13 protein-coding genes are annotated in these 14,454 nt (G+C 61.9%); 3 read left to right on the top strand and 10 right to left on the bottom strand.

Annotation, left to right across the window (positions count from 1 at the left end; all coding sequences use genetic code 11):
- Positions 1–2: 2 nt before the first annotated feature.
- Positions 3–866: a glucose-1-phosphate thymidylyltransferase RfbA gene (gene rfbA / locus NG696_RS19945; RefSeq protein ID WP_252567241.1), complete on the bottom strand. Its 864-nt coding sequence runs from the start codon at positions 864–866 to the stop codon at positions 3–5.
- Between the two features lie 137 nt (positions 867–1,003).
- On the opposite strand from rfbA, the gene NG696_RS19940 reads away from it, so the two are divergent.
- Positions 1,004–2,086 (top strand): acyltransferase family protein, encoded by a 1,083-nt coding sequence (locus NG696_RS19940; RefSeq protein WP_252567239.1) that lies wholly within the window; start codon positions 1,004–1,006, stop codon positions 2,084–2,086.
- A gap of 63 nt (positions 2,087–2,149) precedes the next feature.
- On the opposite strand, the gene NG696_RS19935 is transcribed toward NG696_RS19940, so the two are convergent.
- The 8 genes from NG696_RS19935 to NG696_RS19900 all read right to left on the bottom strand — a co-directional run bounded on the left by NG696_RS19935 (position 2,150) and on the right by NG696_RS19900 (position 10,613).
- A complete protein-coding gene (locus NG696_RS19935) occupies positions 2,150–4,081 on the bottom strand; it encodes a hypothetical protein (protein WP_252576535.1) in 1,932 nt (643 codons plus the stop codon).
- Between the two features lie 206 nt (positions 4,082–4,287).
- Positions 4,288–5,178, bottom strand: a complete 891-nt coding sequence (locus NG696_RS19930) for a glycosyltransferase (protein WP_252567235.1) — start codon at positions 5,176–5,178, stop codon at positions 4,288–4,290.
- Positions 5,179–5,194: 16 nt separating this feature from the next.
- Entirely contained in the window at positions 5,195–6,289 is a 1,095-nt protein-coding gene (locus NG696_RS19925; RefSeq protein ID WP_252567233.1) for an NAD-dependent epimerase/dehydratase family protein, read from the bottom strand.
- A 24-nt stretch (positions 6,290–6,313) separates the two neighbouring features.
- Complete coding sequence (locus NG696_RS19920) at positions 6,314–7,201, bottom strand: glycosyltransferase family 2 protein (protein ID WP_252576534.1); 888 nt, start codon at positions 7,199–7,201, stop codon at positions 6,314–6,316.
- Positions 7,202–7,636, bottom strand: coding sequence for a DUF2304 domain-containing protein (locus NG696_RS19915; protein WP_252567229.1), 435 nt, complete (start codon positions 7,634–7,636; stop codon positions 7,202–7,204).
- 2 nt (positions 7,637–7,638) lie between these two features.
- A complete protein-coding gene (locus NG696_RS19910; RefSeq protein ID WP_252567227.1) occupies positions 7,639–8,388 on the bottom strand; it encodes a glycosyltransferase family 2 protein in 750 nt (249 codons plus the stop codon).
- A 70-nt stretch (positions 8,389–8,458) separates the two neighbouring features.
- Positions 8,459–9,388 carry a glycosyltransferase gene (locus tag NG696_RS19905; RefSeq protein ID WP_252576533.1) on the bottom strand — a complete coding sequence of 310 codons (930 nt, stop codon included), beginning with the start codon at positions 9,386–9,388 and terminating at the stop codon, positions 8,459–8,461.
- The gene (locus NG696_RS19900) at positions 9,375–10,613 is read right to left on the bottom strand and encodes a polysaccharide biosynthesis protein (protein WP_252567223.1); all 1,239 of its coding nucleotides are present in this window, start codon (positions 10,611–10,613) and stop codon (positions 9,375–9,377) included. The genes NG696_RS19905 and NG696_RS19900 overlap by 14 nt, the downstream gene beginning before the upstream one ends.
- Before the next feature lie 200 nt (positions 10,614–10,813).
- On the opposite strand from NG696_RS19900, the gene NG696_RS19895 reads away from it, so the two are divergent.
- Positions 10,814–11,518 carry a glycosyltransferase gene (locus NG696_RS19895; RefSeq protein WP_252576532.1) on the top strand — a complete coding sequence of 235 codons (705 nt, stop codon included), beginning with the start codon at positions 10,814–10,816 and terminating at the stop codon, positions 11,516–11,518.
- Between the two features lie 33 nt (positions 11,519–11,551).
- Here NG696_RS19895 and NG696_RS19890 read toward each other — a convergent pair whose 3' ends face one another.
- Positions 11,552–13,300 (bottom strand): GH25 family lysozyme, encoded by a 1,749-nt coding sequence (locus NG696_RS19890; RefSeq protein ID WP_252576531.1) that lies wholly within the window; start codon positions 13,298–13,300, stop codon positions 11,552–11,554.
- 154 nt (positions 13,301–13,454) lie between these two features.
- On the opposite strand from NG696_RS19890, the gene rfbB reads away from it, so the two are divergent.
- Positions 13,455–14,453 (top strand): dTDP-glucose 4,6-dehydratase, encoded by a 999-nt coding sequence (gene rfbB, locus NG696_RS19885; RefSeq protein ID WP_252576607.1) that lies wholly within the window; start codon positions 13,455–13,457, stop codon positions 14,451–14,453.
- Position 14,454 lies beyond the last annotated feature (1 nt).

Genomic DNA, 14,454 nt, shown 5'->3' with positions numbered 1-14,454 from the left:
TGCTACGGCTCGAGCAGGCCGAGGAGATATTGGCCGTACCCGCTCTTGACCAAAGGCTCGGCCCGTTGCCTAAGTTCGTCGTCGGTGAGGAATCCGTTCCGCCAGGCGATCTCCTCGGGCGCGCCGATCTTGAGTCCCTGACGGTTCTCAATGGTGCGCACGAAATTCGATGCGTCGCTGAGGTCGTTGAAGGTTCCGGTGTCCAGCCAGGCCGTTCCCCGGGGGAGGATCTCCACCTGGAGCTTCCCTTTTTCCAGGTAGGCGCGGTTGACGTCCGTTATTTCGAGTTCACCCCGCGGGGAGGGCTTGAGGTTACGGGCGATATCGATGACATCGTTGTCGTAGAAGTAGAGACCAGGCACAGCGTAGTGGCTGCGGGGCTTCTCCGGCTTTTCCTCCAGGGAGAGGGCTTTGCCGTCGCCGTCGAATTCAACGACGCCGTAAGCCTTGGGGTCCTTGACCCAGTAGCCGAACACCGCACCGCCGTTGATATCCGCGTGCTTCCGCAGTTGGGTGCCCATGCCTTGGCCGTAAAAGATGTTGTCACCCAGGACGAGCGCCACCGTCTCGTTGCCGATGTGCTCAGCACCCAGGATGAACGCCTGTGCAAGGCCGTCGGGCGACGGTTGCTGAACGTACGTCAGGTTAACGCCAAATTGGCTGCCGTCGCCGAGGAGCCTTTGGAACTGCTCGGCGTCGTGCGGGGTGGTGATGATGAGGATGTCCCGAATGCCCGCAAGAATTAGGGTGGACAACGGGTAATAGATCATCGGCTTGTCATAGACGGGAACCAGCTGCTTGCTGATGCCGAGGGTGATCGGGTGTAGCCGGGATCCGGTCCCGCCGGCCAAGATAATTCCACGCATGGTCCCAATCCTCTACCAACGGAGCGTTCACAGCAAACCAGAGCCTTCCTGCGACGCTCCGGCCCGCCCCTCGCCGGCGGCAACGGGGCAGCAAGGTAGAATTGTCAGTCTGGACAACACCACGAAGGAAGCCGGGCTTGAGCACTGCTGTACTGAAACCAAACGCAATTCCAGCCCCGACTCTCGGGAGCCGGCTGGATCCACGGGCGAACAGCCTCAATCTCATCCGGCTCTTCCTTGCTTTTTTGGTGCTCCTCGCCCACAGCTGGCACGTAGTCGGGGAGGGCAATGGCTGGGGTTTCCGAGGCGAAAACCTGGGCGGCTGGGCGGTGGCTGGCTTCTTTGGTATCAGTGGCTATCTGATCACGGCGAGCAGGTTCAGCAATAGGATCGGAACTTATCTGGTCCACCGCGTGGCCAGGATTTTTCCCGCTTTCATCGTCTGCCTCGTCGTCATGGCCTTCGTCTTCGCCCCGATTGCCTACCTGGTCCAGCATGGCTCTCTGTCGGGTTTCTGGCAGACACCCACCACGCCCCTGAACTCAGTTTTTGCGAATATGGCCCTGCACATCGTCAGTTATGACATAGCAGGAACTCCTGCGAACGTGCCCTACCCGGGGGCCTGGAACGGCTCGTTGTGGACTTTGTACTTTGAATTCCTGTGCTACCTGCTTGTGGCCTTCATAGGCTTTGTCCCGCTGTTCAAGAGGACACCGTGGCCGATGATCGTTGCCTTCCTGGCCAGCGTCGCCATTTGGGCTAACATCGCCGCCCTCAAGCCTTACCTGCAGTCGAATCTGGACTTTGAGCTCGCGGCACGCCTGGTTCCGTATTTCCTGGGCGGTGCCGTGATTCAGGTCCTCAGCTCCCGGATCGGCATTCATAAGGTCGCAGGGCCCGTTTCTGTTGTTTTGGCCGCCGCCTCGATTTTCTTTGTGGACGGCTTTGGTGGCCAGCTCGCTGCCCCCTTCATCACCTATGCGCTGCTTTGGATCTCCACGTGGCTGCCGCAGCCTTCCTTCGTGGCCAAGAACGACCTTTCCTACGGCGGTTACATCTATGCGTTCCCCGTCCAGCAGTTGCTGGCAGTCTTCGGCGCCTATCACTGGGGGGTGTGGTGGTTCACGCTTGCTGCAACTGTCTGCACGGTTCCCCTCGCCGCAGCCAGTTGGTTCTTTGTCGAACGGCCAGTAATGCGCCGGGCCAAGAAGACTGTGTAGGTCCACTGCGAGGTCCAAATGAGGCCGGACCTGTAGGTCCGGCCTCAGTGCTTTCTGTCCGCGTTACGGCACCGGCACCAGCCTGGATGCATCACCGTGTGCCAGGAGATACCCATGCACCTGGGGGAAAAGTTCCGGGTCGACGATGGCCGTCATCGACGGATGCTCCGCCAGAATGCGCGCGATCACCTGAGGAGCCTGTGAGTAGTCCTTGGCGATGTCAACCACCTGGAAGCTGAGATCGGTCGTGGTAGAGGACGCCATGGCGCGCATACCCCAGTGCCAGCGTGCAGCCAACACCGGGTCCACGGTGCTTGCCGCCGGAATATAGATCGTCGACGCGGCCTGGGGATCGCGGGCGCTCTCGATCAGCCGATGCACGTATGCCGGAGTCGACTTTATGTGTGAGGCCTGGCTGGCAAGCTCGACGAGCGGCTTAGCTGTTGGCGGAAGGCCAACAGTCTCAAGACCCGGGACCGTGAAACCAAAGACTTGGGTAGCGGTCACGCCAAGGAGACCGAGGGCCGCCGTACGGGCGGGCTGGCGACGTGCCGGTTCGTGCCTCGGCGCCACAGGGATCAGGGTCGCCGCAGCTGCCACAGTCAATGGCCAGGCAAGGAGCAGTACCGCAATAAGGTACTTATGGAAATAGTAGGAGATCTCGCCGTTCTGCAGGCTCTGAGTGACGGCGAGCCAGATGCACAGAGCGATAGGCACGAGCAGCCCCGCAGCAGCCATGGAGACGTCGATCCTTTGCTGCTTCAATCGCAGCCAGTCCGTACGTGCCACGGCGCTCCGGTTACAGATGCCCAAAACTAGCGCCATCGCCAAAGTCACCAATGCCAGGCCGAAGTCCGGGAAGGCAATGCCGCCGGTGGCCTCCAGGATGGCCTGGCTGGAACGGATCAGCGGCGCAATCTGGAGGACGGGCAGGGCTACGCCGAGAAGGGTGATACCCGTCGCTGCCGCCGTGAGGATCCACCACCGCCGGTTGTAGCTCTTTGGGCTGCGGCCGATCACCCAAAGTTTTGCCAGGAGGACAACAGCCACCAGCGAGAGAAGCAGGAGCCAGTTGTTCGCGATACCCACTAGGCCGGCGCCCACGGCTGCCACCCCGATCACGGGGATTCGGCGCTGGAAGGTCAAGAGCGCCAGCACTGTGGCCACCGCCATTCCGCATGCCAGATAGAAGTTTGCGAAGCCTTCATAGACAGGTATGGATCCCGGGCCGTAGATCCAGGCTGCCGAGGCGACGGCAACGCCGGTGGCCATGATCGCCTGCCTCCGGCGAACCGCAGGAAGGGAACACATGCCTGCAACAACGATTAGCACGGTAAACACGCTGCAGGCGGCCTGCAGGTTGATGTAAGAAACAAGTTCGCTGTCGAGGCTAACTATTTTGGGTCGCAGGATCTGCGACACCGTCGCCAATAACGTATGGAATCCTTGCGGATACTCCCCAAAACCCCAAGCGGCGCCATCGGATGCCGTAGGAATGGTCGGAATCACTCCACCGCCACTGCGGATCATGTAGTAGATGCTGAAGTGTGAGTTGTAGTCCCACCGGCTCATCATGATGGACAAGGCGTCGGAGGCGATCCGGATCGTCAGCATCGTGTAAAGCGACAGCGCCGACATGACGGCAGCAAGGAACGGCAGGGCGTCTACCCCGCGCACATGGGGAAGCAAACGGTGGAGCCGTGGCGGGATTGAGCGTGCTGAGAGAATCCATCCGGAGAGCAGCCCGGCCAGGGTTGCTAGCAGGATGGTTCCGTGATCGATGCCGACGAACCGCTCCGGTATCCACCAAGACAACGGAATCAGGCCGGTAACGATTAACCCGTTGAAGAGGATGCGTTGTGAGAGCACTTTTGTTGTGGGGACAAGCAGAAAGAGGACTCCCGCCAGGATCAGCCCTGGTACGCCTTGGAGCAGGCCCGCTGACCGCAGGGCGATCACAACCCCACCCACGGCCATGAAGCCAGCAGCACCCATGAGATAGCGGATTGCCAGCGCTCCGGGACGGGGCCAACGGGAGGATTCCCTGGAAGCCCTGGGACGAAGCGCCTGCTGGTCTGTAACGGCTGGATTCACTGGTTGTTCCCCAATTTGTTGCGTCCCTGGCTGCCCTGGGTGCGTTGCTTTAAGTACGGCGGCGGGCGGGTCTGTTCGCGATCCTGCCCGGTGGAAAGTCTTGGTGGCTAACGGCTGCGAGGACCGGAGACGCCGCGCACGCCGTCGACAATACCACTGAGTACATTGGCAAGCCTTGCGCGGCGGCCGGGGGCGAGCAGTGTGACGATGGCAAGGTGCCGGTAGTCCGCAAGGAACCCCTTCAGCGTCCAGAGCGGGAATTTCACGCCGTACTGCCTCGCCAGGAGGATGCGGTTCCTGAAAAGGTAGTAGTACCGCCAGACGGCAGCCGTCCGGACTTTGAGAGGTTGGCCGCCAATGGAAACCTCTTTCCCCAGCACGATCGCCGCTGAAGTACTGCCCAACGAGTGTTGGAGTGCCGCCTCCGGGGCAATGATGGTCCGGAGTCCGACGGCGGTGCAGCGGAGATAGAACTCACTGTCCACGCCGTCGATAAAGAGGCTGTCCTGGAACAGCCCGAGCCGTTCAAGGACGGACGCCGGAATGAGAAGTCCCGACTGGATCGGCTCGCCGCCGAGTTCGATGCCGTTCAACTTCCCGGCGCGCCGCACGGGCAGTCCAAGGACGGCTCCTGGCCCCACCATGCCAACCGGGACATTGGCGGCCCTTGCAGCGGTCGCAGCAGCGACAAGGGAGCCAACGTACCCGGCGTCGAGTAGGGAGTCCTGATCCATGGTGAGGATGTAGTCGGGGTTCCCGGAACCCCGGAATGCAACGGCTATGCCGGCATTGAGTGCGGCGGCGATGCCGGAGTTTCTGCCCAGGCGTTCAACCGTGCATCCCAGAGTGGCCAGTTGCTCCAGGACCGGGGCTGGATCCTGTGGACTGCCGTCGTCGACAACAATGACCGTGTCCACCTGGCCGAGCAGCGCCCGGGCATTGGCCAGGACGCCGTCGTCGGGATTGAACAAGGAGACGACGGCGGCAACAGAAGGCATGTCTGGTCCGCTCGGGTCAGGCGGGCTGAACGTCGGGCTGGACGTCAATCCAATTGGCGAGACGGTCGATTCCCTGGGCGAGGTTGTACTGCGGGGTCCAGCCCAGGACCTTTTCGGCGGCCGTGATATCGGCCCAGGCATGACGGACATCGCCCTGGCGATACTGTCCCGTGACGTGCGGCTCGGGCGCGTCATAGTGTGCGGCTATGAGCTTGGCAGCAGTCCCGATGGTCTGGAATTCACCTGATCCGATGTCCATTGGTTCGGCTTGGACGGTGGGTGAGACCGCCCCGGCGACGATCGCGGAGGCTACATCATCAATCAGAATGAAGTCGCGCCGGACTTCGCCGTCTTCGTACAGGGGGATGGACTTGCCGCCCATGGCCATCCTGCAGAACAGGCTCATGATGCCCGTGTAAGGGTTGATCAGCGACTGGCCTGGACCGTAGACGTTCTGCAGGCGCAGAATAACCGTTTCCACGGCATAGGCCTTTGCCCACGCCTGGAGAACATGTTCCTGGGCAAGCTTCGTGGCCCCATAAACGCTCACCGGTGCCGGGAAGGTCTCCGACGCCTTCATGGCTACGGGAACAGCGCCGGGGAAGTCCCACTGCGACTGGTCGAGGGTTTCGCTGGTCCGCTGCCCCGGGTAGAAGAGTTTGCCATCGGCGTCGGCCCAGGCGCCTTCACCGTAGACAGCCCGGCTGGAGGACAGCACGATCCGGCGAGGCAGCTTCCGGTGACGGTTCAGGCCATCGAGCAGCTGTGATGTTCCGACGACATTGACGTGCGTGTGGCGCGTAGCCTCTTCCAGCGACTGGCTGGTGCCGGTTTCAGCGGCCAAGTGGATGACAACGTCGGGTGAATGCTGCGCCAGGACGGTGTCCCAGGTGCTGGCCACGGCGACGTCGGCGACGAGGAGTTCCGCGCGCGGGTCGAGTTCCGCCGGCCGTTTTCCGGAAGCGTGGATCTGCGGATGCAGGCTGTCGACGACCACTACCTGGTCGAAGGCGTCCGCCAACGAGGCGGAGATGGCGCAGCCGATGAAGCCGGCGCCGCCCGTGATGAGGACGGTGCCGCCCGGACGGGACGTCGTTTCAGGAGAAGTCACAGGGGACCTTTCGTTGCAGGCTGGTTACTTGCCGAATGAATGGCGGACGAGGGCCTTAACAGCTGTTGAATTGCGGTTGATGACTGCCTTGGGCAGCAGTGAAATCGAATGGGCCCGTGACATGAGCCTGAGCCGGGCGGAGCGGGCGGCCCGGTGCCAGCCCAGCGCTTCTGCCTGGGCGGCCGAAACGGCAAAATACTCCCTTTCGCCGGCGAACCGTGACCCATCGATCAGTTTGGTGGAGGACGCGCTGTTCGAGTGCCTTCGATACTGAAAGCACACATCTGGATCGATCAGTAGCTGGTCGCCCTTGTAGATCATGTCCATGATGAGGGCCAAGTCCTGGATGATGGGGAAGCCGTCACGGAAGTCGACCTCACGGATCTTGTCCGTCCGGAACGTCAACGAGGGCCAGTAGAGCCAGTCGCCGTGCATCAGGTTAGAAGCGATGGCCTCGCCGGATATGACCTGCTTGCCCCGGCCCCGCGGCCGGACGATCGTCTGCTTGACTGAATCAACCAGGGTGCTGACTACCTGGCTGTTTTCATCAATTACCTCAACGCCCGGCTGGATGATGGCTGCATCGGGGAAGAGCTTATGCGCGTCGAGGATCACGTCCACATAATTTGGCAACAGAACATCATCGCAGCCAAGGATCACCATGATTTCCTGCGTAGCCATCGCTACGCACGTCCGGTAGTTCTCAGTGATGCCTGCGTTCACGTCCTTGCGGACGTACTTCACTCGGGCGTCATCTATTCCGGCCATGTAGTCGGCAATCTCAGTGCTCGGGTAGGCGTCGTCCACGACGGTCAGAAGCCAGTCGCCGTTTTCCTGGGCGAGGACGCTGCGGACCGTTTCTTTCATGTAACCGGAGTCGCCCCAGTAGGGGACGAAAATATCTAGGGGCATTTAGGAATCCGAGCTTTCAGTGGGTAGGTCCAGGTGGGTCGTCGACGTGTCCGCCGAACGTGGGCTGGCTGCCCGCGGGGAAGCGCCGACGCTGGCGTGCTGCTCCAGGGCCTCCACTTGCGTCCGCAAGATGGCGACTTCCTCTGCGAGCGTTCTTGTTTCGTCCTCTACCACTGAGATCTCCCAGGAAAGGTGAAGGCAAACGCCCAGCAACATCAGGATGCTCATCGCAAACAAAAGGTTGGAAGGCACTTGCACGCCGACGTATTCGGCCACAATGTTAAGCAGTCGGGGGAAGGCTGCCAATACCAAGGTGGCTACACCGACGATCAGCCACAGTGCGGCGTATTTTTCCCGGAGCTTCTTGCGCCGGAGCATTTCGATCACGAGGGCGACGATAGCGAGAGCCAGCAGGAATGCTGCGATATTGCCCAAGGCTAGGCTCCTATGGTATCGGCGGCAATTACAGCCGGGGCGGTCGGTTTTCTTGTCAGGGCGAACAGCAGCGCGAACACCGATCTTCCGAGGTAAATGGCGGCCTTGGCAGGGTTATGACTGGGTTTCCCGCCTTGACGCGCCCGCATTTCGACGGGCACTTGCGTTACAGTGCACCCGGATCGGATGGCGACAACAAGCGAGTCGATGGTGTCGCCAAGGTACTCGGCGGGGTAGTGGTCCAAGTACTGGGTGATGGCCCGATGGTTGGCGGCCCGGAATCCGCTGGTCACGTCGGTCAGCTTGGTTTTTGCAAGTGATGAGATGACCTTGGCAAGGAGCTGCATTGCCCACTTTCGCGGTCCATTCACCTTGTACTCGCCACGGTCAGCGAAACGGGCGCCGATGGAAATATCCGCGTGGGCAAGGCCGGCAAGGACTTCATCGATGCTGCGGGGGTCGTGCTGGCCGTCAGAATCCACCTGGATGACCTGGGCGTAGCCCAAGCGACGGGCGTACTTGAACCCTGCCCGCATTGCTCCACCGACACCGAGGTTAAAAGGGAGGTTAAGGACCGTAGCACCAGCGGCCACGGCCTCCTCGGCCGTGTTGTCCGTGGATCCGTCATTGACCACCAGGACGTCGTAGCGAGCGTTGGTATGCAGGACTTCCCGAACAGTGTTGCCGACTGCTTCGGCTTCATTCCAGGCAGGCATAATCACCAGGATGCGCGGGGAGGGATTCGGTTCCATGTTGTCCAAACTATATCAATTCCAGAAAGGCTCATCGGAGATACTACGGGGGAGTCACCGCCGCGGCAGGTCAGCGGAGCAGCCGTTGTTCCAGCTCGTCCGGGATTCGGCCCGTGGTGCCGCGAAGGGCGTCCCGGAATCCGGTGACGGCAGCGTTGGCGAGCTTGAGGCGGCCTGGGCTGAACGCAAACCTCAAAAGGTGCGCTTTAAATTCCTCAACCAAGCGACGGGCCACCCATCCTGGATCCTTTAGGAGGTACCTGCGCGTCAGGAGAGTTCCGTTGCGGCAGATGTAATAGACCCGGCTGGGTGAGTGGTAGTTGTAGGAGATTTCACGTCCCAGAATCCGTACGGGCCTGCCGAACAGGGTGGAGGGTTCCCGTTCGCCCAGGTCATGTTCTATTTCACAGCCCTCACCCACCAACACAGCCAGGCCTGCTGCCCGCGTGCGCATCGTGTATTCGGAGTCAACGCCATCGATGAACAGCCCTTCCTCGAAGGGGCCAACATAATCCAGTGTCGAACGGGGGATGAGGAAGCCGGACTGCATCGGATCAAAAGGTTGAGTGAATGGTCCCTTGCCGTGAAGGACCGGAACCGGATGCCCGCTGTACTCGGAAGCTGTAATGAAGCCCACTCGATGGCCCGCCGTCAGCGCCCGGCGATAGGTGTCCAGGGCAAGCCGGACGTACTGCTCCGTCGGGGACGAGTCCTGGTCCAGCGTCAGGAAGAAGTCAGGATCCCACTGCGCACGTGCCTCGTCAATGCCGGCGTTCAGTGCGGCGGCGATGCCCGAGTTCCGCGGCTGGCGCACTACGGTGGCACCGGCATCGATCAACTCTTTCAGGACAGGGCCGGCAGTGATCGGCGAACCGTCGTCAACGACAACCACGTGAGTGACCTGATTCAGGAGATCACGGACAGTGCCCACAAGTGATACTGAGGGCCCGAATGCGGCCACCACGGCAACGACCGACGGTTCGGTATCATGCTGCGTCAAGGATTGGGTCCAATCTTTCGTGGCTGAGTAGCTTCCAGCCCGGAATGAGCAGGGTGACGAATAGCACGGCTTCACTCAGCGCCATGCCCAGTGCGATCCCGGGTGCATTGCCGGCCGCGCCGGCCCAGATCATGGCCGCCACGCCGAACGCAGCGGAAACCAAAGTCCAGGTCAGGACCAGGTTTTGCCGCCCCGCGGGAATCAGCAGGTTTCGAATGAATGGCGTGCTGGCACTAAGGAAGAGGAAGGCCAAACCGAAGTAGAGGCAAAGTTCCGTGGTGGCTTGGGCCTTGCCCACAAAAAGGAGACTGCTGACGAACGGCCCGGCCAGCGTCAGGATAACCGCTCCGATCAGGCCAAGCCCGGCATGGGCGACGATGGCAGCCAGGTGGCGTTTGCGGCGGTTGGTTGCTCCGTGTTCGATCGTCCAGCCCTGGAACGCGTTCCCCAGGGCGATGACGGTGAAGAGGCCGAAGCGGTACAGCGTGTCAGCTGTGGCGAGACTTCCCGATGCCGCTGGCGATGTGCTCGCTGTCGCGATCGGGGTCGGCGTCGAAGCGTAGGCGTTGCCCGCAAGGCTGATTCCTGCGGTCCGGCCTTGGGCAGCCAGTTCACCCAACGAGGCGCGGGCGTCGGTGGGAAGCCAGCGTTGGCCCGGCGAGAATTTCCGGTGAAAGGCGACCAGTGCGATGATCGAGGCGATAGCCACTAGGGCCGTGTAGATCCAGAGCTGGCCCGTCAGCAGTAGGATCGGGGCAGCGGCGGCCGAAGCCAGGAATCGCGGAACGGTGTCGTACAGGGCCAGCAGCCGAGGCTGCCCCAACCCGATGCAGAACCACGACGGCGACATCCCCGCGAAAGCTACCGCCCAAGCCATGGCCACGGCTTCCCACCGATACGCCGGAACTGCCACGAGCGCCGTAACGACGGCCGATGCAGGCAGTACAAGGCCCAGCAGGAGAAGGCGCGTGCGGATGCTCCCCGCATAAACACGGGCACGCTCGTCCTCGCGGGTCGCGCGTGCCACCGCAACGGGGCCGTCGACATTCCAGCCCCACATCAGCACGGTAGCGGCAAACGTGCCAATTGCCTGGCCGGAGAGAACACTGGAAATGCCCTCTCCTCCGACCACGCTGGAGATCACTGGAAGCAACAAGAGCGGGGTGATCAAGGACAGCAGCGGCAAAACCGTGAACCCGGAAAGGCGCAGCAGTACGGTCTTCATTCGTTGGGGTGTCCTTGGTTTTCTGTATGGGGCTTTGTCGATCTTACGGGATGGGCGTGCCCCGCCAGCCGTCACCTACTATGGTGCAGACGACGGATCCCGCCCTGCATCGCGGCGGCGACCACTTGCCGCGATTGAAATGTGAGGCCATGACAGCCGCCGACCAGCCTGACCACCAGCCGATCCGAGCCAGCATTTGCATGGCGACCTACAATGGATCCCGCTACATCGATGAACAACTCGAATCCATCCTTCGCGAACTTGGTCCTGACGACGAAATCGTGATTGTCGACGATGCGTCATCGGACGGGACCGTGGACCGCATCCGTTCCTTTACGGATGCAAGAATCAGGCTCATTGAGGCAGCAGCCAACCAAGGCTATGTGCAGTCCTTCGAACAGGCCGCACTGGCAAGCCGCGGCAACGCCATCTTCCTCTCCGACCAAGACGACGTCTGGGTTGAAGGACGGCTGGACGCCATGCTCGAAGCACTCGAGTCAGCGGCCGTCGTCGCGTCAAATTTTGACGTCCTGGGCGGCGGTGACCGTCCCGGGATCCCCCTGCTGCAGGAATCGGACAGCGCCAGGCACCGGGCCAACCTTTTCGGAATCCTGGTCGGATATAGGGCCTACTACGGCTGTGGCATGGCGTTCCGCCGTGAAGTCCTGTCCAGTTTCGCGCCCATTCCGCCGTACTTGCGGGAGTCCCATGATCTCTGGCTGGCCATTCTGGGAAACAGCGCCGGCTCCATCAGGCACCTGGGCGAGGCAACGCTGCTGCGCAGGATCCACGACGACAACGCGACCCCCCGTGGCTGGCGTTCGTTAAGCGTGATGATGGCCGCCCGGGTGGTCCTCATAAGGCTCATGGTGGAAGCTCGGCGGAGGCTCCGCGCGTCTGCGTGACCGGCTGCGCGGAGCCTCCAGGTTCGGGCAGAGCTAGAAGTACGAGACGTCTACGCCCCGCTGAGCCAGGCTGTTGGTGAGCTGCCAGCTGTTTCCGCGCACGATGCCCACGGTGGTGGACCTGTTGCCATCCCAGTCGCCGGTGACCGGCCGGTCGGTGGACACCCCGAACGGGAGGACTTCCGACACGAGCGGCCACTGAACGCGGTTGCTCAGCCACCACACACCGTCCCGCCAAACGCCGATGCTCGTTTTTCCATTGCCGTCCCAGTCGCCGACGATCGGAGTGTCAGAGGGGACGCCGAACGCCGAGTACTCGTTGACCACCGGATAGTCGATGTTGTAATTGACCTGGAAGTTCGAATTGCGCCAGATGCCGATGCTGTCCCTGCCTGCACCGTTCCAGTCACCGACGATCGGAGTGTCAGAGCCGACGCCGAAGCCGACCACCTTGGTAATGGCCATCGTATTGATGTCATCGACCAGCCACCACACACCGTTCCTGAATATGCCGATGCCGGCCGTTCCGTCGCCGTTCCAGTCGCCAACCACTGGCTTGTCACCCGGATTCCCGTAAGGGAAGCAGCGCCGAGGCGAGAATGCCATCTGCAGGCACCAGAAGCCGTCCTTGAACCAGCCGACGTGGGCCTTGCCATCTCCGGCCCACTTTCCTGTCAGAAGTGTCGCGCCGGGAATCAGCCCGACGGGATAACTGTCAGGGGTAGCGGCGAGCTTCCGCAGTTGGTCGATGTTTCCGTTGAAAACGTTCTGGTCTCCGGGAAATGTTGCCTTGACGGTCTGCGCGGCGTTGGCGTAGTCATTCGCGTACTGCCAGATCGTGTAAGTCGACCAGCCACCCGGGACCGCAGGGCTGCTGGTGTAGTAAGAAGCCAGCCAGAGCGGGTTGGTGCTGCTGAACTCAGAGGTGTTTCCCAGGCAGTCGCGCCAGAAGTAGTAGCCCGTGTAGATCATGGCTTGCTTGCTGGTCAGGCGATAGAGCGTAGACGTAAAGTCACGCACCCAGGTGGTCAGCTGCGATGGGGTCATTCCATAGCACTTGTCTGAGCCGCCGTAGGGGTTGTCCTCGATGTCCAAGGTTGGCGGCATGGTGACGCCGTCGGCTGACCAGCCGCCACCGTTGTTCACGAAGAACTGCGCCTGGGTCGCGCCGTCGGACACGCTGGGTGCGGCGAAGTGGTACGCCCCCCGGAACAGCCCGGCGGAGGTGGCGCCGCCGTACTGGGCGCCGAAATACGGGTTCCTATAGGTAGTGCCTTCAGTCGCCTTCACATACGCGAACCGGGCACCTTTGTTCTTTACTTCGGTCCAATTTACCGACCCTTGCCAGGAACTAACGTCCAGGCCCAGTGGCTGACCGACTGTGCTGGCGGGCTGTTCCGGGACCGACGGCTGGGCTGATTCCGAACTCAGGGCCTTGGCCTGAGGAGCCTGGCCTTCCGCCGACGGAGCGTTCATTCCGGCGCGCCCCATTGCGGCCTGGCCGGCCTCGGGTGATGGGGCCTGGGCCTTGGCCGCCGCTGCGGTCGGTGCTGGCGACGCTTCCGCACTCGCCGAGGGGGCCGCCGTCGTCTGCCCGGCAGGCGTGGGCTGCATGGTGGGACCGGGTGACTCAGCCACGGACGGTTCAGGGGAGGGGGCCGTCGTCGTGGGCGGCGGAGTGGGCGCCGGGGTGACGGCCACAGCGCTGGTTCCGCTTAACAACAGAGGAACAGCAAGCGCTGCAGCCAGCAGTGCTGCGCGGCGGGATTTGAGTATGGTCACGGTTGCCCCCGAGAAATCTGTTGCGCGGGGAGAACTTCCACCGTCGTCCTACTGAGAGTACCCAACCGTTACTAGTGTGACCAGTGTTATCGGAGTGAAGAATGCCACGGTCTCCAAATCGGTCGGCAAAGCGGTTGCCGGTAAGCTGTGCACCATGCAGAAACTCCTCGTTACCGGCGGCGCCGGCTTCATCGGCTCCAATTTTGTCCACTATGTCATTGCCACTACCGACAGTCATGTCACCGTTTTGGACAAGCTCACGTACGCGGGCAACCTGGAATCGCTCCGGAACCTCCCGGCGGACCGGTTGTCCTTCGTGGAAGGCGATATCGCTGATTCTTCGGTGGTGGACGGGCTCGTGGCCGATGCAGACGTGGTGGTCCACTACGCGGCGGAGTCGCACAACGACAACTCCCTGCATGACCCGCGCCCGTTCCTGGACACGAACATCATCGGAACGTACACGCTGATCGAAGCCGCCCGGAAGCACAACAAGCGTTTCCACCACATCTCCACCGACGAGGTCTACGGGGACCTGGAGCTCGATGACCCGGAGCGGTTCACGGAGCAGACCCCGTACAACCCGTCCAGCCCGTACTCGTCCACGAAGGCCGGTTCGGACCTGCTGGTGCGTGCCTGGGTGCGTTCCTTCGGGCTGCAGGCGACCATCAGCAACTGTTCGAACAACTATGGCCCGTACCAGCACGTGGAGAAGTTCATCCCGCGCCAGATCACCAACGTGATCGACGGGATCCGTCCCAAGCTGTACGGCAAGGGCGAGAACGTCCGTGACTGGATCCACGCGAACGACCACTCATCCGCCGTGCTCGCTATCATTGCCAAGGGCCGGATCGGCGAGACCTACCTGATCGGCGCCGATGGGGAGAAGAACAACAAGGACGTCGTCGAGCTGATACTGAAGCACATGGGCCAGTCCCCGGACGCCTACGACCACGTGGTGGACCGTCCCGGCCATGATCTGCGGTACGCGATCGACTCCACGAAGCTCCGCGACGAGCTCGGCTGGGAGCCGCAGTTCTCCAACTTCGACGCCGGTATCGAGGACACCATCGCGTGGTACCGCGACAACGAGGACTGGTGGCGGCCGCAGAAGGCCCAGACCGAAGCCAAGTACAAGGAACAGGGCCAGTAAA

This window comes from Pseudarthrobacter cellobiosi (assembly GCF_023913755.1).
GTDB classification, from domain to species: Bacteria; Actinomycetota; Actinomycetes; order Actinomycetales; family Micrococcaceae; genus Arthrobacter; species Arthrobacter cellobiosi.
The sequence above is the reverse complement of the archived record's forward strand: the minus strand, read 5'-3'. Positions and strand labels throughout refer to the sequence as shown.

Bases quoted from the DNA above. Each gene is read 5' to 3' on its own strand.
- NG696_RS19935 (WP_252576535.1), bottom strand. From the start codon at position 4,081: ATGGGTGCTGCTGGCTTCATGGCCGTGGGTGGGGTTGTGATCGCCCTG.
- NG696_RS19895 (WP_252576532.1), top strand. From the start codon at position 10,814: ATGGCGACCTACAATGGATCCCGCTACATCGATGAACAACTCGAATCC.
- rfbB (WP_252576607.1), top strand. From the start codon at position 13,455: ATGCAGAAACTCCTCGTTACCGGCGGCGCCGGCTTCATCGGCTCCAAT.
- NG696_RS19900 (WP_252567223.1), bottom strand. From the start codon at position 10,613: ATGAAGACCGTACTGCTGCGCCTTTCCGGGTTCACGGTTTTGCCGCTG.
- rfbA (WP_252567241.1), bottom strand. From the start codon at position 866: ATGCGTGGAATTATCTTGGCCGGCGGGACCGGATCCCGGCTACACCCG.
- NG696_RS19920 (WP_252576534.1), bottom strand. From the start codon at position 7,201: ATGCCCCTAGATATTTTCGTCCCCTACTGGGGCGACTCCGGTTACATG.
- NG696_RS19910 (WP_252567227.1), bottom strand. From the start codon at position 8,388: ATGGAACCGAATCCCTCCCCGCGCATCCTGGTGATTATGCCTGCCTGG.
- NG696_RS19930 (WP_252567235.1), bottom strand. From the start codon at position 5,178: ATGCCTTCTGTTGCCGCCGTCGTCTCCTTGTTCAATCCCGACGACGGC.